The organism is Aestuariibaculum marinum, from assembly GCF_014596975.1.
Lineage (GTDB): Bacteria > Bacteroidota > Bacteroidia > Flavobacteriales > Flavobacteriaceae > Aestuariibaculum > Aestuariibaculum marinum.
In genome coordinates this window covers 600,532-623,231 of record NZ_JACVXD010000001.1, presented here as the reverse complement: position 1 = coordinate 623,231, position 22,700 = coordinate 600,532, and the positions used below count along the sequence as shown (strand labels likewise).

Genomic DNA, 22,700 nt, shown 5'->3' with positions numbered 1-22,700 from the left:
CTACGGATTTTTTGTTTTATACCAAACTAGCTAACCAGACAGCAAAATTTATCCATTCTTTAGAGGAAAAATAAGGCTTTATCAACAGTATGCCAAAAGCCATGACAATATATGAGTATAAAAACAGGAAAGAACTAATGAGCTTCTGTTTTACTGGATAAGTTTTAAAATCATAGATTAGTAATGGTAATTTAATTAATAGATTAACAGAAAACATGTAGAATATAGGTTCTTCAATTCCCATAAAAAGGAATATTCGATCGGTACCAGTTCCTGAAAAAGCCAAAACGCCATAAAACATAAGCCGTTTGTGTAGAAAAGGTGTTTTTCTAAACCATAGAGCCAGAATAATTAATGCAAACTCAAAAATACTACTGAGACTAAAAGTCCCAATGAAATTAGCTAAGGCCTTATCGGGAATTTTAGGGTAACTTGTTTTCGCAGATATAATTAAATAAATAGTACTTAGGCCAAATAGAAATAATGTTATAACTGAAGCTCTGCCAATTTTCATGTGTAATTTTATCTTATTACGAAATATTAATTGGGTCTGCAGAACATAGGTTAGTAACCAAATAAAACCCAAAGTCCCATGAAGTAAAAATCGTGCCACAGCCAAATCTGTTCCTCGTGATGATTTTAGTTGAATACCCATAGAGAACCCTACGAGGCAAAGGGCAAGAAATAGGATAGCTGTTGAAGCAAAAAAAGTATGTTCAAAGGCGTTTGGTTTAATAATTTTTAATTTGTTATTTTCTAAAAACACTTTAAATAGTTTAAAATCAATGACTTAAAGTTAATTAAAAAATAATTGAATAGCCGCGTATATAAATTTAAATATTTATAAATAGGGAAATAAAGTTGTAACTTTTCTTAAATTCGTTAGTCTAATAAGTGTCAATCAAAACACATAATCAATCATGAGAGAAGATAATCAATTATTAGTTATAACCCATTTAAGTCAGTTAGTAACCTTAGTGTTAGGTTTTGGAAGCTTATTATTACCCTTAATTATCTGGTTAACACAAAAGGATAAAGTTTGCCAGATGGATGAACACGGTAAGAATATTGTAAACTTTCAATTGAGTTTAATTGTATATTGCTTACTATGTATTCCATTAATGTTGCTGTGCGGTATAGGACTTGTTGGATTTATTATAATTGGAATCATTTCACTCATCTTTCCAATAATTAATGCTATAAAAGCCAGTAATGGCGAAGTTGCAAAATATCCATTATCTCTTAATTTTATTAATTAGTTGAGATAATACAAAAAAACGCTCACCATTTGGTGAGCGTTTTTTTGTTTCAATATATTTTGCATCTAAAATTTTAGCTATTTAGCATAACAGGCATAACAAGCATAGTAATTTGTTCGCCATCATCTAAACCATCAATAGGGGTTAAGATACCAGCACGATTTGGCATACTCATTTCTAATTGAACATCATCAGAACCTAGGTTGTTTAACATCTCCATTAAAAAGCGAGAGTTGAAGCCAATTTGCATATCATCACCTTGGTAATCACAAGTTAAACGTTCTTCAGCTTTATTACTGTAGTCGATATCTTCGGCAGATATATTTAATTCAGCACCAGCAATTTTTAAACGAATCTGGTGAGTTGTTTTATTTGAGAAAATGCTAACACGACGCACAGAGTTCGAAAACTGTGTTCTGTCAATCACTAATTTGTTCGGGTTTTCTTTAGGAATTACCGCTTCGTAGTTCGGGTATTTCCCATCGATTAAACGACAAATTAAAGTTGAGTTTTCAAAAATGAATTTCGCATTAGAATCGTTGTATTCAATAGTTACGTCTTCTTCGCTGCCTGCCAAAATTCCTTTTAAAAGATTTAAAGGCTTTTTAGGCATGATGAATTCAGCAACCTGACTGGCTTTAATATCTTCACGCGTGTATTTAACTAATTTATGAGCATCGGTAGCCACAAAAGTTAGACCTTCGGTAGAGAATTGGAAAAATACTCCGCTCATTACCGGACGTAAATCGTCGTTTCCGGCAGCAAATATGGTTTTACTAATTGCGGTAGCTAAAACATCACCTAAAACTACTGTTTTGCTCGGGTCTTCAAGAACAACCGCCTTAGGGAATTCTTTTCCGCTGGCATAAGCTAAAGCATATTTACCGTGATTAGAGCTAATCTCAACCGTGTTATTATCTTCAATAACAAAGGTTAACGGTTGCTCTGGAAATGTTTTAAGCGTATCAAGTAATAAACGTGCAGGAATAGCAACGCTACCTTCACTATTGCTTTCAACTTCAAGTGTAGAAGACATCGTGGTCTCTAAATCACTTGCAGAGACGGTTAATTGAGACTGGTTTAATTCAAATAAAAAGTTATCTAAAATAGGTAAGGTATTAGAGCTATTGATAACCCCTCCTAAAACTTGCAATTGTTTTAATAAATAAGTACTCGATACTATAAATTTCATGTTTTAACTTTATGGTTTTGGTTGATTACATGCTACCATTACAAACTAATAACTGTGTTTTAGAACACAGAAGTAACCTTATGATGTGTTACATGTAAAAGAACTTAGTTTAAGTCTTGAATTATACTACTTACAAATATATTCGATACCCCGAAATATAGGAAACAAACTTATTAACATTTAAGCGCCGTATTTTTTCTTTCTTACGTAATTATAAGTAAAACCAAAGATTGCAAGCAATACAAGTGGTAACGCAATGTTTATAAGTTGCCATTTGGTTTTTTCGGCAGCTATTTTTTGTTGATTTAAAAACGCAACATCTATGTGTTTAGATCTAATGTTTATGAGTCCTGAATTGTCTAAAAGATAGTTAACGGCATTTAATAAAAATTCTTTGTTACCGTATTGTTGTCCTGTCCAGCGATCGAAACCTAATTCCTGAGGCACACCTCTAACTACATCGTTTTTAATCACGTCACCATCTGCAATAACAATCATTTTTGTCGGTACACTTAAGTCTTTTTCCTGTTGTAACTTAAACGGTTTTATACGATTGCTATAAACCGAAGGAAATTTACCTTCAAGCAGCACGGCAAGCGTTTGGTTACCTTTATTGAACAGTGACGGGTCTTGTTCTTTGGTGACTAAATCTAAACTGATTTCTCTTGGCGTACCTTCCAGTTTGGTTAATGGCGCACTTTCTAACAGGATGGTTTTAGAAACATTATTTTTTAAAGTATCAATCTGATTAGCAAAATCGAAACGTACCAGATTTAAATTATTGACAATAGGATGATTACTATTATTTGAAGCTAACGGTGAATAAGGCCAGCGTAAATTTTGAAATTGCGAATTACTACCTTCCCCTATAGCTAATGTGATAGGAGCAGAGTATAATGTGCTTGTAATAACAGGATTAATACGTACGCCGTATTTAAATAAAAAATCTGTTAGGTTTAAGTCTCTGTTAACGGCAAAGTTGGTTCCGCTGGCGTTATACAGACTGTCTTTTTCCATAATCACGGCATCAATCATCCAAAGGCTTTTTCCGCCATTCATGGTGTATTGGTCTAAAACCAGTTTTTCTTGCTCAGAGAAGGCTTCGGTTGGTTTTGCAGCTATAATTAAATCGAAGTCGTTTAATTCTTTAAGCGATTTTTGTGGGTTTACGGAAACACTATCTAAAGTAAAAGGGGCAATAAAATAATACTCACCAAGCTTTTTAATAAAATCGGCAATATACTTATCGTCAAGTTCTTTGTTACCTTTTAAAACGGCGATTTTCTGATGCTTAGGTGTTACCAGTTTTTTAAAACCATCGGCAAAAGCATATTCTAAATGTTGAACTGAATTGTTGACTAATTCTTGTTGTGAAGCCCCGATTTTATTTTTTATAAGTGGAATAACAACGGTTTGCTCATTATAGCTGGCTAAGGCCCAGGGGAATATAACAGCCTGAGATGTTTTACCACTTTCCTGAACGCTTAATTGCATAGGTGTTAAGCCTCTGGCGGTTAATTGCTGAATGTTTCCTTCTCTAGTCGCTTCGTCTTCTAACGGGTTGATGAAGTTGAAAACAATATTGCTGTTTTCGGCAGCAAATTCCTCTAATAACTGCTTGGTTTCATTTTGAAGCCTTCTAAATTCCGAAGGAAAATCGTCTCCCTTTAAAAAGACATCAACAATAATAGGCGATTCAACGTTATCTATAAAATGAATTGCTGCGTCGCTTAAGGTGTATCGCTGATCTTCGGTTAAATCGAATCGTTTAAAAACTTTGCTGCTTACTACATTTAAAAGTACTAAGGCAATAATAAAACCTACGGTATATTTTACTTGTTTATTCAAACTTCGTTTCTAATTGATATTGGGTTGTACTTACCACTTTATTGTTTTCAAAAATGAGTTCTAAACACTCCTGGTTCATATTAAAGGCACCTGGTTTATAGCCTAAGTTATAGTTCCACTTTTCAGGAGAATTAGCTTTGATGCTATCGTCCCAACCAAACCATTCACTTTTCCCTAAAAGAGATTCTACTTCCTGTTTGGTTTTTCCTAAAAATATATTTTTTTCAACCATTTCATTACTCATTTCATATCGTAATGCCGGTTTGTTTATCCAGGCACTTGAATTAAAATGTTTTTCATGATGATAGCTTGAAAATATATTAATTAACGGGTAAAATACATAGAAGTAAATTACCGGAGTTAAAGCTATAGCTAATAGTAAACTCAGCCATTTGCGCTTATCGATGGTATTGGTAAACAACCAAAGCAATATGAATACTAAAATTAAGAATATAACGAACAGGGGCGTTAAAATCATTGTTGTTCTTTGTTAATAGTTAATATGGTTAACATTAAAAATAATGCTGTAATGCTTAAAAAATAAATGATATCTCGAGTATCTAGCACACCACGACTCATACTTTTGTAATGCGAACTCATACCTAGTTGGTCTATAAAATTACTTGAGGTAAAATCGGCTATGCCTTCAAACCCAATGTAAAATACGAAGCATAAAAATACAGCCAGAATAAAAGCTACAATTTGATTACTGGAGAGTGTAGATGTGAATATGCCAATTGCTGTATAGGCAGCGATTAAAAATAATAGACCGAAATAGGAACCTAGAGAGCTTCCAATGTCTAAATTCCCAACAGGGTTACCTAGTTGATAAACTGTATAGACATATAATAGAGTTGGTATAATAGCTATTAGAATGAGAACAAATGCGCCAAAATACTTACCTAAAACAATATTGATATGAGAAATTGGTTTGGTTAGTAGAAGCTCCAGTGTACCTTGTTTTTTTTCATCTGAAAAACTCCTCATGGTTACAGCAGGAATAAGGAAAATTAAAATCCAAGGAGCTAATAGAAAGAAGGCTGATAGATCAGCGAAGCCGTAATCCAGAATATTGAATTCGCCTTTAAAGAGCCATAAAAATAAGCTGTTTAATAATAAAAATATGGCAATAACCAAATAGCCAATAGGCGAGGCAAAAAATGAGTTTATTTCTTTCTTTAAAATGGCAAGCATTTATTACGGTTAAAAAATTAAACAAGAGATTACAGAAGTAAAATTACTAAGAAAAGATTCAGGTTGTGATTTCCAAAATTCCATTTTTACAATTCTTATTAACAACTTTAATTGAGTTTAGGAAGAATGGATTCTGAGATAAAGTTAATACTTACAGTATCCATTAGCGATAGTCCCATAAGGGTAGAGGCACTACCTACCGTAGCACTATTACTCTTATAAACGGCAATTTCTAAAAAGTTTCCGGAATTAAAAACTACCATTCCACGACCTTCATCATGACGTTTCTCTTCGGGCACCTCAAAATTAACGATGTCACTGTATTTTAAGTATATTTTTTTGAATTTATGGTTACGCGCTGAAATCTCGAAAGCACGACCTTTTTGTATGGTTTCAAAAAAGCTACGTTTAATATTTGTAACCACATTTCCGTAGTTATCGATATAAATAACGCTACCAATTATCTGGGTTTTATCGTCGTTAACATAAGGGATTACATTTCTAATAGGTTTAATATTAGAAATGGTTTTTCCAATAACTTCCAGTGTTCCACCCCGGGCAATATGGCAAGCTACTTTAACAAAAACATCAAGCACAGGAAAGCTCGATTGTATTTTATCGTGGATATTAATTTCGACAATTTTTTCAGGCGTAATTTCAGAACAAATCATACTCATAATACCGTTGTTGGCACAGATAAAATAATGATCGTCAAGCTTTAATGCTATGTGTTTGTTTTCTTTATTAATTTCAGAATCAATACCAATAATATGAATCGAGCCTTTAGGAAAACTAGCATAGGCGTTTTGTATAATATAGGCCGCTTCTAAAATGTTGAAAGGCGAAACGCCATGTGAGATATCAACAATTTTAGCATCGGGTAATTCTGTGTAAATCGCTCCTTTTGTCGCGCCAGCAAAGTAATCCTTCTCCCCAAAATCGGTTGTTAATGTAATAATCGCCATCGGCAAAATTGTTGATATGTTTTTAGTGTTACGTGACCCAAATTTATGTATTTTTGAGTAGAAACAGAGTTCCACAAAACTAATAAATCATTTGGTCTGATTAAATATTATTTTAATTTTATCTCTGTAGTAACCTAAAAATAAACCGACGCTTTTGAACGAAATTATTATCGAACTTGAAGAGATTTCTCCGAAAGAATTTTTTGGAGCACAGAACACCAACATCGAACTTCTAAAAAAGTATTTTCCAAAGCTTAAAATAGTAGCGCGAGGAAATAAAGTAAAAGCCTTTGGCGATGAAGAATTACTGGAAGAATTCGACCACAGAATCAATATGCTACTCAAGCATTTTGCTAAATACAACAAAATAGACGAAAACACCATCGAGCGTGTATTAACCAGCCAAAGTAGTGATGATTACAATACATCAGAGCAAAGTGGCGAAGTTATTGTGCACGGCGTGGGAGGGAAGCTTATTAGAGCACAAACGGCAAACCAACGTAAACTGGTAGAGAATGTTCGTAAAAACGATATGGTTTTTGCAATCGGACCTGCAGGAACAGGAAAGACCTATACTGGCGTCGCTCTGGCGGTACAAGCTTTAAAAAACAAAGAGGTAAAACGAATTATTTTAACGCGTCCAGCAGTTGAAGCCGGTGAGAATCTTGGGTTTTTACCAGGAGATTTAAAGGAGAAATTAGACCCTTATATGCAGCCGTTATATGATGCGTTACGAGATATGATTCCTGCCGAAAAACTGGCGCACTATATTGAAAACGGAACCATACAAATAGCACCTTTAGCTTTTATGAGGGGGCGTACTTTAGATAATGCTTTTGTAATACTGGATGAAGGACAAAATACCACGCATGCGCAAATGAAAATGTTCTTGACGCGTATGGGTAAGAATGCCAAGTTTTTATTAACTGGCGATCCTGGCCAGATTGATTTACCACGACGTACTATTTCAGGGTTAAAAGAGGCTTTGTTAATCCTAAAAAATGTGGAAGGTGTTGGTATTATTTTCTTAGACGATAAGGATGTTATTCGTCACCGTTTAGTTAAGAAAGTTATCGAAGCTTATAAGAGTATAGAAAACAGAGAATAGACTTTGTATTAACCATCTGCTGTTGTCGGTAGTGTAATAAGTGTTAGTGATTAAAAGACTTCATTTATAGGCGAGTTTAATTTGATTACTAATTAAGAATTTTAAATATCGATTATCAGTAAAATGCCGAACAATTTGGTAAATTTGCAAGATCAAACAAACAGATAAAAAATAAAAACGAATTCGTGGCAAGTACAGATAACACCATAATCGACACAAACTTTAATTTTCCGGGTCAAAAAAATGTTTACAAAGGAAAAGTTAGAGAGGTATATAACATAAACGATGAGCAATTAGTAATGATTGCGACAGACAGACTTTCGGCATTCGACGTTGTAATGCCTAAGGGAATTCCTTATAAAGGACAAATATTAAATCAGATAGCCACAAAAATGATGGCTGCAACGGAAGACTTAGTGCCTAACTGGTTAACAGCAACGCCAGACCCTAATGTAGCTGTTGGTCATTTATGTGAGCCGTTTAAAGTAGAAATGGTAATTCGTGGGTATATGTCTGGTCATGCGGCTCGTGAGTATAAAGCCGGCAAACGTTTGCTTTGTGGTGTGCCAATGCCGGAAGGTATGAAGGAAAATGATGCATTTCCGAAACCAATTATTACACCTGCAACCAAAGCTGAAATGGGAAATCATGATGAAGATATTTCTCGTGAGGATATTTTAAAAAGAGGTATTGTTAGTGAGGAGGATTATTTGGTTTTAGAAGATTACACCCGTAAATTATTTAAGCGAGGAACCGAAATTGCTGCCGAACGCGGATTAATTTTAGTAGACACTAAATATGAATTTGGAAAGACTAAAGACGGTAAAATTGTTTTAATTGACGAAATTCATACACCTGATTCTTCACGTTATTTTTATGCTGAAGGTTATCAGGAACGTCAGGATAAAGGTGAAGCTCAAAAGCAATTAAGTAAAGAGTTCGTGCGCCAGTGGTTGATTAGTAATAATTTTCAAGGGTTAGAAGGACAGACCGTTCCAGAAATGAGTGATGAATACATTACTTCAGTAAGTGAGCGTTATATTGAATTGTATGAAAACATTACAGGAGAAACATTTGTAAAAGCTGATGTAAGTAATATTCAAGAGCGTATTGAAACTAATGTTTTAGAATATTTAAAATAACACATGTCAAATAACAATAAAAAAGCCCTTTAACTAAAGGGCTTTTTTATTTCTGTATTAATTGTCGTTTTTAAGTGCATTTTTTCTAATTCTACTTAAAGACTGTGTGGCAATACCTAGATAGCTAGCCAAGTATTTTTGAGGTATGCGATTAACCAAATCAGGTGTTTCTTTTTGCATGCGATAATATCTTACTTCAGCCGTTTCAGTCATGTTTTCTATAAGGCGTTGCTCGGTAAAATTTTGTACTTCGTTTAGCATTTTTCTGGTAAATAGACGCCATGAATCTAATTTCATTAGTTCATTATATTGTTCCAGATTTATTTGCCAGATTACCGACCGTTCCAGAGTTTGAACATTGTCTTTGGTCAGGGTTTGGTTTATAAAGCTCATTCTCGAAGTAATACAATACGGAGCTGGAACGAAAAACTTGGTTATTTCTTGATTGTTATGAGTGACAAAATTTCGAACTAATCCTTCTTCAATAAAGTAAAAATATTTACAGATTTCGCCTTCTGTAATTAAAGCTTCATTTTTCTGATAAACCATGCGTTCAAAGGTGGATTCAATAACATTCCAGTCCTCCGAAGGAAGGTCTACGTAGTTCTCAATCAAAGCTTTAATGTTATTCATGGTAAAAAATGAGAGATCGAAATTTCTAATATGTTTTAAGAAATGAGTTAAGCGTTTGAAGTAAAGTTACTTTAATTAAGTCTATAAAAAAAATAAAAGTTTTTTGACTAATACAATAGTATTTTAACTACGCTTAAATAGTCCGCTGATTTTACTGGCAACACTATAAACAAAATGATTTGTTTTAGCATAGTGGAATGAAATCACACAAACAACAACGATAAAACATAAAGCACCGATTATAGCTTCAGTAGGCTCTAACGATTTACTAAACCAACGTTTAAGTCCGTAACCCGTAAAACTTCCGTAAAGGATAATAAAATGAATTACGTAGATAGATAGCGTTTTCTCTCCTATTCGCGCAATTATAGATTGTTTTAAAAAGCGTTCCAAACTGTAAAATATTCCGAAAAGAATTAATACGTTTCCTAATCTGGTAAACAGGTAATTGTAATCTGCACTTCGTTCAAATAGTTCGATATCTGTAATTGAATATAGTTTTAATAAAGCCCATGATGAATGGTACATTAATAGATATCCAATGAGGAAAAAACTAAGTATGGTGAAGATTTTAAAACGACTTCGATGCGCATGTCTGAAAAATACGGTTGACATAAAGGCGCCAAAGGCAGAGTAACCAAACCACGGTAAAATGGTAAATACAGAGCCATTTACTTTGGTCATATAATTGGCAATAACCAAGGGTAGGTTTTCAATAACCAGATTCCTGTACAATGGTTCTGAAACAAAGCAAAGACATCCTATAATTGCCAGAATTATAGAAAATAAATAACTGTATTGTTTAAATAATACATGCAGACAGACTAATATAATAAGTGATAATCCAATACATTGTAGTACATCGATAACTAAAAAATAAGTATTAAAATATCCGCTTAACCAACTAATTAAGTTAATTCTGAGGCTATAGCCAATGCCTAAAAGTAATAGACCTCGAAAAAGCCCTTTTCGTATTCTGAGTTTGTCGTTGCCTTTTTCGTTAGCCCTTAATAATAAATAGGTGAAAACTAAACCAGAAATCGTAAAGAAGGTAGGCGCCGTTATCCCTCTAAAATAAGACCATATTTTATAAGCTGTATTGGTGTTGTCTCTGTAAATAGGATCTAAAAGCGTATCGATAAAATGACCTTGAAGCATCATTAAAATAGCAAATGCCCTTACGGCATCTATAAAATAAAGACGATTAGCTTGCAATGGTATTTTAGATTTGGTTTCGATAAAGATACTTTTTAATAATTAAATAGAAATAGCTGGCAAATGTATACTAAAATATAATTAATTGTTTGTTTTAGGGTGCTATAATTAGAATATCGTGTTTGAGTTTAATTTTAAATGAAGAATTATGAATGAAATAATAATTGCAGTTTTCATTGTAAGTATTATATTAGCGGAAGTATGATTTTTTTGAGGAGTATTTAAATTAAATTACAAATAGCTGCGGAATAACCAACCGTAGTCTTAAAATATCATGCAAATAGTTATTAAAGATTCATTTAAATAAAATCACATAATTCCAATTAAACTAAATATAATAACATGTCAAAAAGCAACGCAAAAGCTTATTGGAGAGAGAATATAAAATATCTCTTTATCCTTTTAGCTATTTGGTTTTTAGTATCCTATGGCGCAGGAATTCTTTTTAAAGATGCGCTTAATGAAATACGATTAGGAGGCTTTAAATTAGGATTTTGGTTCGCACAACAAGGTTCCATTTATATATTTGTAATTTTAATTTTTGTTTACGTTCGTCTTATGAACAAACTTGATAAAAAGTATGGTTATGATGGCGAATAGTATTTTATTGTTAGCGTCTATGGATGTGCAAACCTGGACCTATGTGATTGTCGGACTTACGTTTACTATTTATATCGGAATTGCTATTTGGACACGGGCAGCTTCAACAAAGGATTTTTATGTAGCCGGAGGTGGTGTGTCGCCTTTAGCCAATGGCATGGCTACAGCTGCCGATTGGATGAGCGCAGCTTCATTTATTTCTATGGCAGGAATCATTTCCTTTGCAGGTTACGACGGTGCTGTGTATTTAATGGGGTGGACCGGAGGTTATGTTCTTTTAGCTTTATTGTTGGCTCCTTATTTGCGTAAGTTCGGAAAGTTTACCGTGCCTGATTTTATTGGCGATCGTTACTATTCAAATACAGCCCGTTTTGTTGGAGTTATCTGTGCTCTTTTAGTTTCGTTTACTTATGTGGCAGGGCAAATGCGAGGTGTAGGATTGGTGTTTTCTAGGTTTTTAGAAGTCGATATTAATACCGGAGTAATGATTGGAATGTTTATCGTCTTATTTTATGCTGTTTTAGGAGGGATGAAAGGAATCACCTATACGCAGGTAGCGCAGTATTGCGTACTTATTTTTGCATTTATGGTTCCGGCTATTTTTATTTCAATTCAAATGACGGGTAACCCTATTCCGCAATTAGGGTTTGGAGACACTTTGTCCGATGGTTCAGGAACTTATTTATTAGATAAGTTAGATGGATTAAGTGCAGAATTAGGTTTTTCTGAATATACCGAAGGTTCCAAATCAATGACCGATGTTTTTGCTATTACCTTGGCATTAATGGTGGGAACAGCCGGATTGCCTCACGTTATTGTTCGTTTCTTTACTGTTAAACGCGTAAAAGACGCAAGAAAATCTGCAGGATTAGCGTTGTTGTTAATCGCCATATTATATACCACTGCGCCGGCAGTATCGGTATTTGCCAGAACAAATTTAATTGAAACCGTTTCAAACAAACCATACGATAGTATGCCAGAGTGGTTTAAGAAATGGGAATTGACAGGGTTAATTACGTTTACAGATAAAAATGAAGATGGAAATATTCAGTATTTGGCAGATAAGGATAAAAACGAGTTGGTAGTTGATAACGATATTATGGTATTGGCGAATCCTGAAATTGCCAGATTACCCAATTGGGTAATTGCCTTGGTAGCAGCAGGATCGTTGGCAGCTGCATTGTCTACAGCAGCAGGTTTATTGTTAGTGATTTCTGCATCTGTATCGCATGATTTAATTAAGAAAATGGTAAATCCAAATATATCTGAAAAAGGCGAATTAATAGCTGCTCGTTTATCGGCGGTAGTAGCCGTTGGGGTGGCTGCTTACTTTGGTATTCATCCACCAGGGTTTGTAGCAGCGACGGTAGCTTTGGCTTTTGGTCTCGCGGCAGCATCCTTTTTCCCTGCAATTATTCTGGGAATTTTCTATAAGCGAATGAATAAAGAAGGGGCGATTGCCGGAATGGTTGTTGGAATATCATCAATGATTTTTTATATGCTGAAGTTTAAGTTTGGCTGGTTTGGCGGTGGAGGAAAAGACGATTGGTGGTTTGGAATTTCACCGGAAGGCTTTGGAACTGTTGCGATGGTTTTAAATTTTATAGTCTCTATTGCTATCATGAAATTTACACCAGCACCTCCGGAAGATGTTCAGGAAATTGTAGAAAATATAAGAATTCCAAGTGGAGCAGGAGAAGCTACACATCATTAACAGAAAGTCAGCTATTGTCTATCTATAGATAAGTGTATTCTGTAGAAAAAATTGAGTCATAAAAAGAAAAATTTATAATTTAGAAAACAACCTAAATAGTTTAGGTATCAATCAAAATATTGCAACAAATAAAGCATGAGTAATTATCACATAAAACATTTAGAAGAGTATTATCAAGTTTACAGAAAATCAATAAGAGAACCAGAAAATTTCTGGGAAGAAGTTGCCGAAGAACACTTTATGTGGCGCAAAAAATGGGATAAAGTTTTAAGCTGGGATTTTTCTAAACCCGAAGTAAAATGGTTTGAAGGGGCTGAGCTTAATATTACCGAAAACTGTATCGATAGACATTTAACTACCAGAGGTAATAAGACTGCTATTCTTTTTGAACCTAATAGTCCTGACGAACCGGCTGAGCATATCACTTATAACGATTTATATAAGCGTGTTAACAAGTTTGCCAACGTTTTAAAAGCCCAAGGGATAAAGAAGGGAGATCGCGTATGCATCTATTTACCTATGATTCCTGAATTGGCCATTTCAGTATTGGCCTGTGCCAGAATCGGAGCGATTCATTCGGTGGTATTTGCTGGGTTTTCATCATCAGCGCTAGCAACACGAATTAATGATAGTGATTGTAAAATGGTGATTACCAGTGATGGGTCGTATCGTGGCGCCAAGTCTATAGATTTAAAAGGTATTGTTGATGATGCCTTAGAAGATTGCCCAGGTGTGAATTCGGTTTTAGTCGCAAAACGCATAAATTCTGATATCGCGATGAAAGAAGGTCGTGATTTTTGGTTGCAACCGCTTTTAGATGAAGCTTCAGGAGAATGTCAGGCGGAAATTATGAAAGCTGAAGATCCGTTATTTATATTATACACTTCGGGGTCTACCGGAAAACCTAAAGGTATGGTGCATACTACGGCAGGTTATATGGTGTATACGGCTTATACATTTAAAAATGTATTCCAATACCGTGAAGAAGATATTTATTGGTGTACAGCCGATGTAGGTTGGATTACAGGACATAGTTATATTGTTTACGGACCGTTAGCTAATGGGGCAACTTCAGTCATGTTTGAAGGGGTGCCAAGTTATCCTGATTTTGGACGTTTCTGGGAGATTGTAGAAAAGCATAAAGTCACTCAGTTCTATACAGCGCCAACCGCCATTCGCGCTTTAGCTAAAGAGGGAGTAGGGTATTTAGATAAATTTGATTTATCGTCTGTTAAGGTTTTAGGAACCGTTGGAGAACCCATTAACGAGGAAGCATGGCACTGGTATGATGATAACGTAGGAAAGAAAAAAGCACCTATTGTAGATACCTGGTGGCAAACCGAAACCGGAGGCATTATGATTACGCCAATTCCGTTTGTAACGCCTACAAAACCTACCTATGCAACATTGCCTTTTATTGGAATTCAGCCGGCATTAATGGACGAAAACGGACAGGAAATAAAAGGAAATCAGGTAGATGGTCGCTTGTGTATAAAATTCCCTTGGCCAAGTATGGCGCGTACCATTTGGGGGAATCACCAACGTTATAAAGACACGTATTTTTCAGCGTATGATAACAAATACTTTACAGGCGATGGTGCTTTACGAGATGAAGTAGGATATTACAGAATTACGGGTCGTGTAGATGATGTAATTATAGTTTCAGGGCATAACTTAGGAACAGCTCCAATAGAGGATGCGATTAATGAGCACCCAGCGGTATCGGAAAGTGCTATTGTTGGATTCCCACATGATATTAAAGGGAATGCATTATATGGTTATGTAACCTTGAAAGAATTCGGAGAAACCAGAGATCATAATAATTTACGTAAGGAGATTAATCAATTAATAACCGAGCAAATAGGACCGATTGCTAAACTGGATAAAATTCAGTTTACTGCTGGATTACCAAAAACGCGTTCAGGAAAAATTATGCGTCGTATATTACGTAAAATAGCGAGTAAAGATATTTCTAATTTAGGAGATACCAGTACATTATTAAATCCGGAAGTTGTTCAGGATATTATAGATCATGCCAAGTAGTTTGTAATAAATGATAAAAAAAAGCGGATTCAAATTAATTTGAATCCGCTTTTTTTATTCTATGAAATCAGGCTTAGTTATCTGTTTAATAAATAGCCCCAGTTAAGGTGTTTTTTCTTGTCAAGACGCCCTAAAATCTTTAAAAACACCAATGCGGTTATAAGAGCATCACCTGTTGCGGTATGCCTGTCTACCATAGGAACATTAAGTTCTTTACATAAATAGTCTAAACTGTAAGGTTTCGTATTATTTTGATAAATGACATGTAAGGAGCGTTTATACAAAACACCTGTGTCAATAAATCGGTTTTTAAGTTTACCCAATCCATGGCGGTGTAGCATTTCGTTAATCATGCCTTTATCAAAACCTGCGTGGTGAGCTATTAAAATATCACCCTTTATATACTCTAAAAAAGCTCTAATCGCTTCCTGTTCTGAAATTTTATCGACATTATCAGAGCGCATTAAGCCATGTATTTCTACGGTTTCGGGTTTAAAAACGTCTTGTTTTAAATAGAGTTCTAAGGTGTTATTGACATCTATTTTTTTTCCAATAAAGGATACCGCTCCTATGGACAGAATCCGGTCTTCTTGCATGTCGAAACCTGTTGTCTCCGTATCGAAAGCGATAAATCTGGTTTCGGGCACTGCAGCGTCTTTTTTATTCTTAAAGTGGCTAAGGTAATCGACCCAAAATTCAGGAAAGTTTTTTTTCTTTTTGAATATATCGAATAAGCCCATTACACAAAGTTTTTTAAGTCAAATCTTAAGGTTAAGGTTTCCTGAATTTCATTAATAGGTTTAAAACAACGTCTTAATTTTAATTGTTCTTCTTTGGTTAAAGTACCTATTTCAATAAATTTTCCGGAGTTATTATGCAGTAACCCTTGTTTGGTTTTGAACTTGGATAAGGCTTTAAACGCATAGGAGCAAGATTCGTAAAGCTCTTTATTGTTAGGTTCTAATTCAGCGAGTTTTTCATATCGTTCATAAGTGCTATTTACACCTTTTATCTTGTTGCTTAATGTTAATAGTCTTGCTGCATCAATTAAAGGCATAAGTGCACGACTTTTTATATTGAAAAGGTCTTTTTGGTCTCCATTTTTCTCCACTAAAAATTGCTTAAAGAAACCTAAAGGCGATGGGTTTTTTAAGGCATCTCGTCCTAAGAATTTAAAGAATAACTGTGTTTTATTTAAAGTAGCATATATGGAATCGGATAAGCGACTAGTTAGTGTTTCGTCGCCATATACAGTACTAAAGTCAAAGAAAATAGAGGATAATAAAATCGCTTTTTCATCAGGATTTAAAATCCAGTTGTCAAACTGGTTTTTCCATTCTGTTAGCGATTTACACCATTCCGGATTTCGGGCCATCATATCGGCTTCACAATATTCAAAACCAATTTTATTCAATGACTTATTAACGAGTTTGGCTAAATCTAAAAAGTAGTTTTTAGTCTCTTCATACTGGTCTTCAGGAACATCTTCAAATATTATAGCATTATCCTGATCGGTGAATAAAAGCTGTTCTTTACGTCCTTGACTTCCTAAGGCCATCCACGCAAATTTTACCGGTGGTTTTGAAGGCATTTTTTTTAAAGCAATATGAACAGCACGGTGGCTAACTGCATCGTTAATTTGTGCCATTAATTTAATGATATGTGATAACGGAATGTTTTGCTCCAGATAGCTCTTAATTAAAGTTTCCGCCTTTAGCCGTGCAGCACGTAAGGTTTTGGTGCGTTTAGCTCGTTTAATCTCCTTTAAAATTACCGAAGGGTTATTTCCTAAAGTCACCAAGACGTCGTGGTGTGTTAAAACACCAATTAGTTTTGAGTTTACCGTTCCGTCTTTTGTAATACATAAATGTCCGATGCTGTGCTTAATCATTTGCAGCTGTCCATCGGCAACGGTAATATCCTTTTTGCTTGTTATTACCGGGGAATTCATAATGTTTGTTACCTGTGTTTCAATAGGGAAACGCCCCGTGGCAATCTTGTTTTTAATATCACTATTAGTAATGATACCTACCGGATGGTTTTCTTCATTTACTACAATAATGCACCCAATACGGTGTTTACTCATGCTTATTGCAGCGTCTTTAAGACTGGAATTAAGGCTGCATGTAATTGGGTTTTTAGAAAAATTTGCCGTTTGGAAATTTACAATATCCTGTGACGTGTTGGGTAAATAATCTACAAATATTTTTCCGGTTTCTTCGGCGGTATAGGGGTCGTAAGTATTGGTGGCGAAGGCCGTAATTAAAAACTTTTGAACCTGGGCATTGTCCTGCGTTACCGACTGAAAAACATCAATCGGTATCGCATAAACAATAGATTCTTCATTTGCAGTAGCTGTTAGTTTATAATTTTCTTTAGCAATAAGCGGTCTTAAACCAAATACATCACCACCATCGCTAATATTTATAATTTCCTGGGTATTATTGTTGGAGGTATGAAATAAGGTAATAGCGCCGTTTCTGGTCATGTAAAAATGATCGTGAAACGAGTCTCCTTTTTTAAAAAGGGAGTCTCCTTTATCTAAATAAATTATAGAAACTTGTCCTGATATTTTTAATAGATTATCTGGTTTAATACTATTAAATGGCGGATAGTTTTTTATGAAATCGTTAACGCGTTCTGCAATGGAATTTTTCAAAAGAAAAGAAATTTAGTAAAGTTAGGGTTTATGTTTTAAGAGGATTAAATCATTTTAAAATCTAACAACAATTCACCTTCAATAGAGGCTTGTAAATGATCTCCTTTTTTTATCTCACCAGTTCCTGAAGCAGGTGTTCCTGTAAAGATTAAATCGCCCGGCTCTAAAGTCATAAATTTAGAGGTAAAAGCAATTATATCTCTAAAATTGTAGATCATTAAACCAGTGTTTCCAATTTGTTTTTCTTCACCATTAATTTTTAAATCAAAATTAATATCATCAAGTTTTTGGAAATTTGCTACTGGTTTAAAGCCTGAAATAGGTGCCGCACCGTCAAAACCTTTGCCTAAATCCCAAGGACCTTTGGTTTCGCGACAAGCGTTAAAGATATCTTTGGCCGTATAGTCGATGCCGATACCAATTTCAGAAATATATGAAGCAGCATCTTCTAATGAGATGTCTTTTCCTTTTTTACCAATTTTAATGACTAATTCAACTTCGTAGTTTAACTGATTTGTAAAACTCGGATAAGTAACATCCTTATTATCTTTTACAAGACTCGATTCTGGTTTAGAAAAAATAATCTGATTTCCTGTTTTAACAGCTGCAATTTCGTCCGCTGAATTCACGTAGTTTTTACCAATGGCAAGTATTTTCATTTTTAGTTTATTGTATTATAAGTTATGGTGTAAATTTAAGAAAATAAGTGTTGAAAAGCCCTTATTAATCCGCTAATAATTCGTGGAGATCTGAGGGTAATTTTTAATAATTAAAAGGAAATTGAGATTGTATTTTTAAATGCATAAAAGATTCGTTAAATTTATATAACCGCCTAATAAATTATGAAATAATGAAAATTACCGACCTTCACGACACCGAATACAATCCGTTTTATGCAACGTATATAGGGATGATTCCTAAAGACAGAACCTTATTGGAAGGCTTTGAAAAAGGAGCAGAGGAGGTTGTGACGTTTTTTAAAGCCATTCCTGAAGATAAGTTGAATTACGCTTACGCGGAAGATAAATGGAGTGTGAAAGATGTATTTCAGCATATTATTGATACTGAGCGTGTGTTTCAGTATCGTTGTTTTTGTATAGCTCGACACGATAAAACGCTTTTACCAAGCTATGATGAAAATGCATATGCTTTACCGGCACAGGCAAGCGCGAAAAGCATAGACGCTTTATTGGAAGAGTTTTCTGCAGTACGACAAAGCTTTATAGTTTTATTGAAGTCACTCAGTGCAGCCGATTTGCAACAAGAAGGAAATGCGAATAACTCTCCCATAACGGCACGTGCGACTGCTTTTATAGTTTTAGGGCATGCCCTTTGGCATATGGATGTGATTAAAAACCGATATCTCCAATAATTAATTTCTAGATAAAGAATTTCTACGTCTAATTGATAGAAAAACAAAAACCGATAAAACCCCAAATACCGAAAACCCTATAAAAAGAGGTAATACAGAGGTGTCTATATAATTACCAATATAATTTGCAATAGGTACAGCTAAAACTGTTGATATAAACCCATTAATGGCGGCTCCGATACCCGCAATATGCCCTAGAGGTTGCATGGCTAAGGCTCTTAAGTTTCCAAATAAGAAACCAACGGCGAAAAACTGCATGGCAAAAAAGGCTACCAAAACATAAATACTAGGGTTTTTACCAGACCAAAACAGTGCTACATACAATAGAGATACAGCAGCATAGGCTATAGCAGACGTGAATCCTATCCGAAACATACCAAACCTAACCACCAACCGGCTGTTAAAAAATGTGGCTAAACCAATGGAGATAGCGAGGCTAGCAAAAATGTACGGAAACATTTCTACCATATTATATTGGGTTTCAAAAATTTGTTGAGAGGTGCTTAAATACACCATAAATGAGCCTGTAATAAATCCGGAAACTAAAGTAAAAGCCACTGCATCTTTATGTTTAAAAAACTCAACAGTTCCATTTACGAAAAGATTTAATCTTAGCTTTATGCGTTTTTCTTTAGGTAAGGTTTCTGGTTGACGTTTATATAGCCATACCATGATGCAAACTCCAAAAATTAGATTAAAATAAAAGATTGATTCCCAATTAAAAAAGTAGGTTAGAAGCGATCCTAAAGTAGGAGCAACCACAGGGACCAGTATAAAAAACATCACCACTATAGACATGATTTTAGCCATGTAATTTCCACTGAAAGAATCGCGAATCATGGATAATGAAATACTTCTTGGAGCCGACAAGCCTACACCTTGTAATACACGTCCAAGAATCATCATTTCAAAGTTTTTGGTTGTTACGCAAATTATACTTGCAATAATGAATAAAGCAAACCCCACATAAATAATAGGTTTGCGACCAAAGCTGTCTGATAAGGGGCCGAAAATGAGCTGCCCGAAACCAATTCCTAAAAAAATCATGGTTATTAGTAACTGGTTTTTATGCGGGTCTGTAACATTTAAAGATTGCCCTATTTCGGGTAAGGCAGGTAATAAGGCATCTATAGTTAAGGCTACGATAGACATTAGCGAAGCCATTAGGGCAACAAATTCAAATTTGAAAGTCTCATTATTTTGCATGAAACAAAGGTAGTTCTATAAAATAAGTTAAAAATTAATTTAGGTTAACAAACCTCATTTATATTGTTAAATTTGTAGTTAAACCTACATTAAGACATTAATGAATATAACACCTCTGCTAAATAGCATTAGTAAATACGTAAGCTTAACCGATAAGGAAATTGAATATTTAGAGTCTAAAGTCTTTATTAGAAAGTATTTAAAAGGACAATATGTTGTTCAGCAAGGCGATGTGTGTAAGTATGAGTGTTATGTGTTATCTGGATGTACAAAAACGTTTTACGTAGATCAGGAAGGGCAGGAGCATATAATTATGTTTTCTATTGAAGACTGGTGGACTTCCGATATGGGGAGTTTTATTAGTCAGACGCCGGCCGATTTTAATGTACAGTGTTTAGAAAATTCAGAACTCATTATGATTTCTCATGATGTGGTTGATGATTTATACCGTGAAATTCCAAAACTGGAACGCTTTTTTAGAAAGATAGTCGAGCGTGCCTTTGTGGCTTCACAAAAACGCATTGTTAGAAACTTCAGTCTAACAGCAAAAGAACAATATTTGTATTTTAGAGAGCAATACCCTTTAATCGAGCAACGTATTCCACAGTATATGATTGCGTCTTACCTTGGTATTACAAAAGAATTTTTAAGTAAAATTAAAAGTCAGCTTATCCTTGAGCAGTAATGTTTTAAGTAAATCTTCAATGTTTATAGGGTATAAGCGATGATGTTAATCTAGTTTAATATCATTTAATAATCTACTTCATTTTTATTTTTTGAGATGTTCCTGAACTTTGTCATGTTCAAAAAAAGGAAATATGCTTAGTTGCAAATTAATTGAAAAGATAAGTTCGGTAAACGATTTAATTCTACAAGGCAAAGCTCTCGAAGCCTTTGATGAATTTTATCACGACGATGTTGTTATGCAGGAAAATAACAACCCCGAATGTGTTGGGAAAGAATTGAATAGAAAAAGAGAAGAAGAATTTTTTAACGCCATTACAGAATTTAGGTCTGCTAAACCTTTAAAAGTAACGGTTGGAGAAAACATTACCATGGTAGAATGGCATTTTGATTATACTCATAAAGATTGGGGGATTAAAAACTATAATCAAATTGCTGTTCAAGAATGGAAAGACGGAAAAATTATTAAAGAACGATTTTATTACGAATCATAAACAAATCAAACATTAAATAAAAACAAAAATGAAAAAGACAATTAAAAATTTAGCAGTAGTAGCTTTAGTAGCATTTACATCATTTGCTTTTGCAAATAACGATGTTGAGAAAAAGCAAGTAAAAGTAGAGTCTAGCTCGGTAGTATGGAAAGGTTATAAAGTAACGGGATCTCACGAAGGAACCATTGCTTTACAATCAGGAACATTATCTTTCGATGGCGATAAATTAGTAGGTGGAGAGTTTGTAATCGACATGTCAACCATCAACACTACAGATTTAGAAGGAGAAATGAAAGGAAACTTAGATGGTCACTTAAAATCAGACGATTTCTTTGGTACTGAAAAATACCCAACAGCAAAGTTAGTGTTCACTAAAGTAAAAGCTAGCGGTAAAAACTCTTATGCTGTAACAGCAGATTTAACCATTAAAGGGAAAACACATCCAGTAAACTTCGATATTTCTATCTACGGAAGCAAAGCAACAGCGTCTTTAAAAGTAGACAGAACTAAATACGATGTACGTTACGGATCAACTAGCTTTTTCGACGATTTAAAAGATAAGGCTATCTACGACGAGTTCGATTTAGTAACAGATTTACAGTTTTAATTAAAAGAAATTCCTTGGTGCCTTTGCATTGAGGATTTTTTTTATCAGTTATACAGAGTGACTAATAGCAGAGAATGGGGTGTTCAGATATGAACACCTTTTCTTTTTTATGAAAAGGCTATATTTGCACAAAACAACACAACATGTCTTTTAAAAAATTACTGGAACCTCTCAAAGAAAATTTAAATCAGAACGGTATTGTTGAACCCAACAAATTACAGTCTAAAATAATTTCAAGAATTAAAGGAGGCTCAAGTATGATTGTGGTTGCACCCAATGAAGCTGGAAAAACTACAAGTTTGGTAATTAGTGTAATTAATAAACTAAAGACCGCTTTTGAAGATGCGCCTCGTGCTTTAATTTTTGTTAAGGATAAACAATCTGCACTGGATTTAGAAGCCACATTTCAAACGTATGCAAAAGGCACCGATTTACGATTTTATTGCGCTTACGACGAGTACGATATTGAAGCACAGCGTGAAGATATTTATGTGGGTGTTGATGTGATTATTGGTACACCAAAACGCATTAATAAACTGTTTTACTTAAATAGTATCAACCTTAATAAGCTTCAACTATTTATTGTTGAAGACGCTGATTTCGTGTTTAAGGGGAACTTAACTTCCGAAATAAATAGAACACCAGAAAGTATAGGAAGATGCCAGTATTTGGTGTTTACAGATTACTACGATGACCGTTTTGAACGGTGGGAGGAAACCTTCATGTATAATGCCGAAACAGTGGTTTTGAAGGGGTAGGAGATTA

The 22,700-nt window shown here is 34.5% G+C and carries 23 protein-coding genes; 11 read left to right on the top strand and 12 right to left on the bottom strand.

What is annotated here, in order from left to right:
• Window positions 1-16: 16 nt before the first annotated feature.
• Window positions 17-766 carry a hypothetical protein gene (locus ICJ85_RS02805; RefSeq protein WP_188222243.1) on the bottom strand — a complete coding sequence of 250 codons (750 nt, stop codon included), beginning with the start codon at window positions 764-766 and terminating at the stop codon, window positions 17-19.
• A 154-nt stretch (window positions 767-920) separates the two neighbouring features.
• Here ICJ85_RS02805 and ICJ85_RS02800 point away from each other — a divergent pair, with 154 nt between their 5' ends.
• The gene (locus ICJ85_RS02800; protein WP_188222242.1) at window positions 921-1,259 is read left to right on the top strand and encodes a DUF4870 domain-containing protein; all 339 of its coding nucleotides are present in this window, start codon (window positions 921-923) and stop codon (window positions 1,257-1,259) included.
• Between the two features lie 73 nt (window positions 1,260-1,332).
• Here the strand turns inward: ICJ85_RS02800 and dnaN are convergent, their stop codons facing one another.
• The 5 genes from dnaN to ICJ85_RS02775 form a co-directional block, all read right to left on the bottom strand.
• Window positions 1,333-2,451: a DNA polymerase III subunit beta gene (gene dnaN, locus ICJ85_RS02795; protein WP_188222241.1), complete on the bottom strand. Its 1,119-nt coding sequence runs from the start codon at window positions 2,449-2,451 to the stop codon at window positions 1,333-1,335.
• Window positions 2,452-2,631: 180 nt separating this feature from the next.
• Window positions 2,632-4,299: a gliding motility-associated ABC transporter substrate-binding protein GldG gene (gldG, locus tag ICJ85_RS02790; protein WP_188222240.1), complete on the bottom strand. Its 1,668-nt coding sequence runs from the start codon at window positions 4,297-4,299 to the stop codon at window positions 2,632-2,634.
• Window positions 4,292-4,777 carry a hypothetical protein gene (locus ICJ85_RS02785; protein ID WP_188222239.1) on the bottom strand — a complete coding sequence of 162 codons (486 nt, stop codon included), beginning with the start codon at window positions 4,775-4,777 and terminating at the stop codon, window positions 4,292-4,294. The genes gldG and ICJ85_RS02785 overlap by 8 nt, the downstream gene beginning before the upstream one ends.
• Entirely contained in the window at window positions 4,774-5,493 is a 720-nt protein-coding gene (gldF, locus tag ICJ85_RS02780) for a gliding motility-associated ABC transporter permease subunit GldF (RefSeq protein ID WP_188222238.1), read from the bottom strand. Before gldF ends, ICJ85_RS02785 begins: the two co-directional genes overlap by 4 nt.
• Before the next feature lie 107 nt (window positions 5,494-5,600).
• On the bottom strand, window positions 5,601-6,458 hold the full coding sequence (locus ICJ85_RS02775; protein WP_188222237.1) for an SAM hydrolase/SAM-dependent halogenase family protein: 858 nt from the start codon (window positions 6,456-6,458) through the stop codon (window positions 5,601-5,603).
• A 154-nt stretch (window positions 6,459-6,612) separates the two neighbouring features.
• Between ICJ85_RS02775 and ICJ85_RS02770 the strand changes: the two genes are divergently transcribed.
• Both ICJ85_RS02770 and ICJ85_RS02765 read left to right on the top strand, forming a co-directional pair.
• The gene (locus ICJ85_RS02770) at window positions 6,613-7,566 is read left to right on the top strand and encodes a PhoH family protein (protein WP_188222236.1); all 954 of its coding nucleotides are present in this window, start codon (window positions 6,613-6,615) and stop codon (window positions 7,564-7,566) included.
• 185 nt (window positions 7,567-7,751) lie between these two features.
• Window positions 7,752-8,708 carry a phosphoribosylaminoimidazolesuccinocarboxamide synthase gene (locus ICJ85_RS02765; protein WP_188222235.1) on the top strand — a complete coding sequence of 319 codons (957 nt, stop codon included), beginning with the start codon at window positions 7,752-7,754 and terminating at the stop codon, window positions 8,706-8,708.
• A 57-nt stretch (window positions 8,709-8,765) separates the two neighbouring features.
• Here ICJ85_RS02765 and ICJ85_RS02760 read toward each other — a convergent pair whose 3' ends face one another.
• Both ICJ85_RS02760 and ICJ85_RS02755 read right to left on the bottom strand, forming a co-directional pair.
• On the bottom strand, window positions 8,766-9,341 hold the full coding sequence (locus tag ICJ85_RS02760) for a Crp/Fnr family transcriptional regulator (protein WP_188222234.1): 576 nt from the start codon (window positions 9,339-9,341) through the stop codon (window positions 8,766-8,768).
• A gap of 123 nt (window positions 9,342-9,464) precedes the next feature.
• Window positions 9,465-10,556, bottom strand: a complete 1,092-nt coding sequence (locus ICJ85_RS02755) for a heparan-alpha-glucosaminide N-acetyltransferase domain-containing protein (protein ID WP_188222233.1) — start codon at window positions 10,554-10,556, stop codon at window positions 9,465-9,467.
• Between the two features lie 342 nt (window positions 10,557-10,898).
• Between ICJ85_RS02755 and ICJ85_RS02750 the strand changes: the two genes are divergently transcribed.
• The 3 genes from ICJ85_RS02750 to acs all read left to right on the top strand — a co-directional run bounded on the left by ICJ85_RS02750 (window position 10,899) and on the right by acs (window position 14,913).
• Window positions 10,899-11,156, top strand: coding sequence for a DUF4212 domain-containing protein (locus ICJ85_RS02750; protein ID WP_188222232.1), 258 nt, complete (start codon window positions 10,899-10,901; stop codon window positions 11,154-11,156).
• 19 nt (window positions 11,157-11,175) lie between these two features.
• Window positions 11,176-12,870 carry a sodium:solute symporter family protein gene (locus ICJ85_RS02745; protein WP_188222470.1) on the top strand — a complete coding sequence of 565 codons (1,695 nt, stop codon included), beginning with the start codon at window positions 11,176-11,178 and terminating at the stop codon, window positions 12,868-12,870.
• Between the two features lie 135 nt (window positions 12,871-13,005).
• Window positions 13,006-14,913, top strand: a complete 1,908-nt coding sequence (gene acs / locus ICJ85_RS02740; RefSeq protein ID WP_188222231.1) for an acetate--CoA ligase — start codon at window positions 13,006-13,008, stop codon at window positions 14,911-14,913.
• Between the two features lie 77 nt (window positions 14,914-14,990).
• On the opposite strand, the gene ICJ85_RS02735 is transcribed toward acs, so the two are convergent.
• From ICJ85_RS02735 to ICJ85_RS02725, 3 genes are read right to left on the bottom strand one after another with little or no spacing between them, the layout of a single operon-like run.
• Window positions 14,991-15,653: a 3'-5' exonuclease gene (locus ICJ85_RS02735; protein ID WP_188222230.1), complete on the bottom strand. Its 663-nt coding sequence runs from the start codon at window positions 15,651-15,653 to the stop codon at window positions 14,991-14,993.
• Window positions 15,653-17,572, bottom strand: coding sequence for a DUF294 nucleotidyltransferase-like domain-containing protein (locus ICJ85_RS02730; protein WP_188222229.1), 1,920 nt, complete (start codon window positions 17,570-17,572; stop codon window positions 15,653-15,655). Before ICJ85_RS02730 ends, ICJ85_RS02735 begins: the two co-directional genes overlap by 1 nt.
• A 44-nt stretch (window positions 17,573-17,616) precedes the next feature.
• Window positions 17,617-18,231, bottom strand: a complete 615-nt coding sequence (locus ICJ85_RS02725; protein WP_188222228.1) for a fumarylacetoacetate hydrolase family protein — start codon at window positions 18,229-18,231, stop codon at window positions 17,617-17,619.
• A 191-nt stretch (window positions 18,232-18,422) separates the two neighbouring features.
• On the opposite strand from ICJ85_RS02725, the gene ICJ85_RS02720 reads away from it, so the two are divergent.
• Window positions 18,423-18,944: a DinB family protein gene (locus ICJ85_RS02720; RefSeq protein WP_188222227.1), complete on the top strand. Its 522-nt coding sequence runs from the start codon at window positions 18,423-18,425 to the stop codon at window positions 18,942-18,944.
• Here the strand turns inward: ICJ85_RS02720 and ICJ85_RS02715 are convergent, their stop codons facing one another.
• Window positions 18,945-20,150: a multidrug effflux MFS transporter gene (locus ICJ85_RS02715; protein ID WP_188222226.1), complete on the bottom strand. Its 1,206-nt coding sequence runs from the start codon at window positions 20,148-20,150 to the stop codon at window positions 18,945-18,947.
• Window positions 20,151-20,250: 100 nt separating this feature from the next.
• On the opposite strand from ICJ85_RS02715, the gene ICJ85_RS02710 reads away from it, so the two are divergent.
• The 4 genes from ICJ85_RS02710 to ICJ85_RS02695 all read left to right on the top strand — a co-directional run bounded on the left by ICJ85_RS02710 (window position 20,251) and on the right by ICJ85_RS02695 (window position 22,693).
• Window positions 20,251-20,835 carry a Crp/Fnr family transcriptional regulator gene (locus tag ICJ85_RS02710; RefSeq protein WP_188222225.1) on the top strand — a complete coding sequence of 195 codons (585 nt, stop codon included), beginning with the start codon at window positions 20,251-20,253 and terminating at the stop codon, window positions 20,833-20,835.
• A gap of 133 nt (window positions 20,836-20,968) precedes the next feature.
• Window positions 20,969-21,328 (top strand): nuclear transport factor 2 family protein, encoded by a 360-nt coding sequence (locus tag ICJ85_RS02705; RefSeq protein ID WP_188222224.1) that lies wholly within the window; start codon window positions 20,969-20,971, stop codon window positions 21,326-21,328.
• Between the two features lie 28 nt (window positions 21,329-21,356).
• Window positions 21,357-21,935: a YceI family protein gene (locus tag ICJ85_RS02700; protein WP_188222223.1), complete on the top strand. Its 579-nt coding sequence runs from the start codon at window positions 21,357-21,359 to the stop codon at window positions 21,933-21,935.
• 143 nt (window positions 21,936-22,078) lie between these two features.
• Entirely contained in the window at window positions 22,079-22,693 is a 615-nt protein-coding gene (locus ICJ85_RS02695) for a DEAD/DEAH box helicase (protein WP_188222222.1), read from the top strand.
• Window positions 22,694-22,700: the final 7 nt, after the last annotated feature.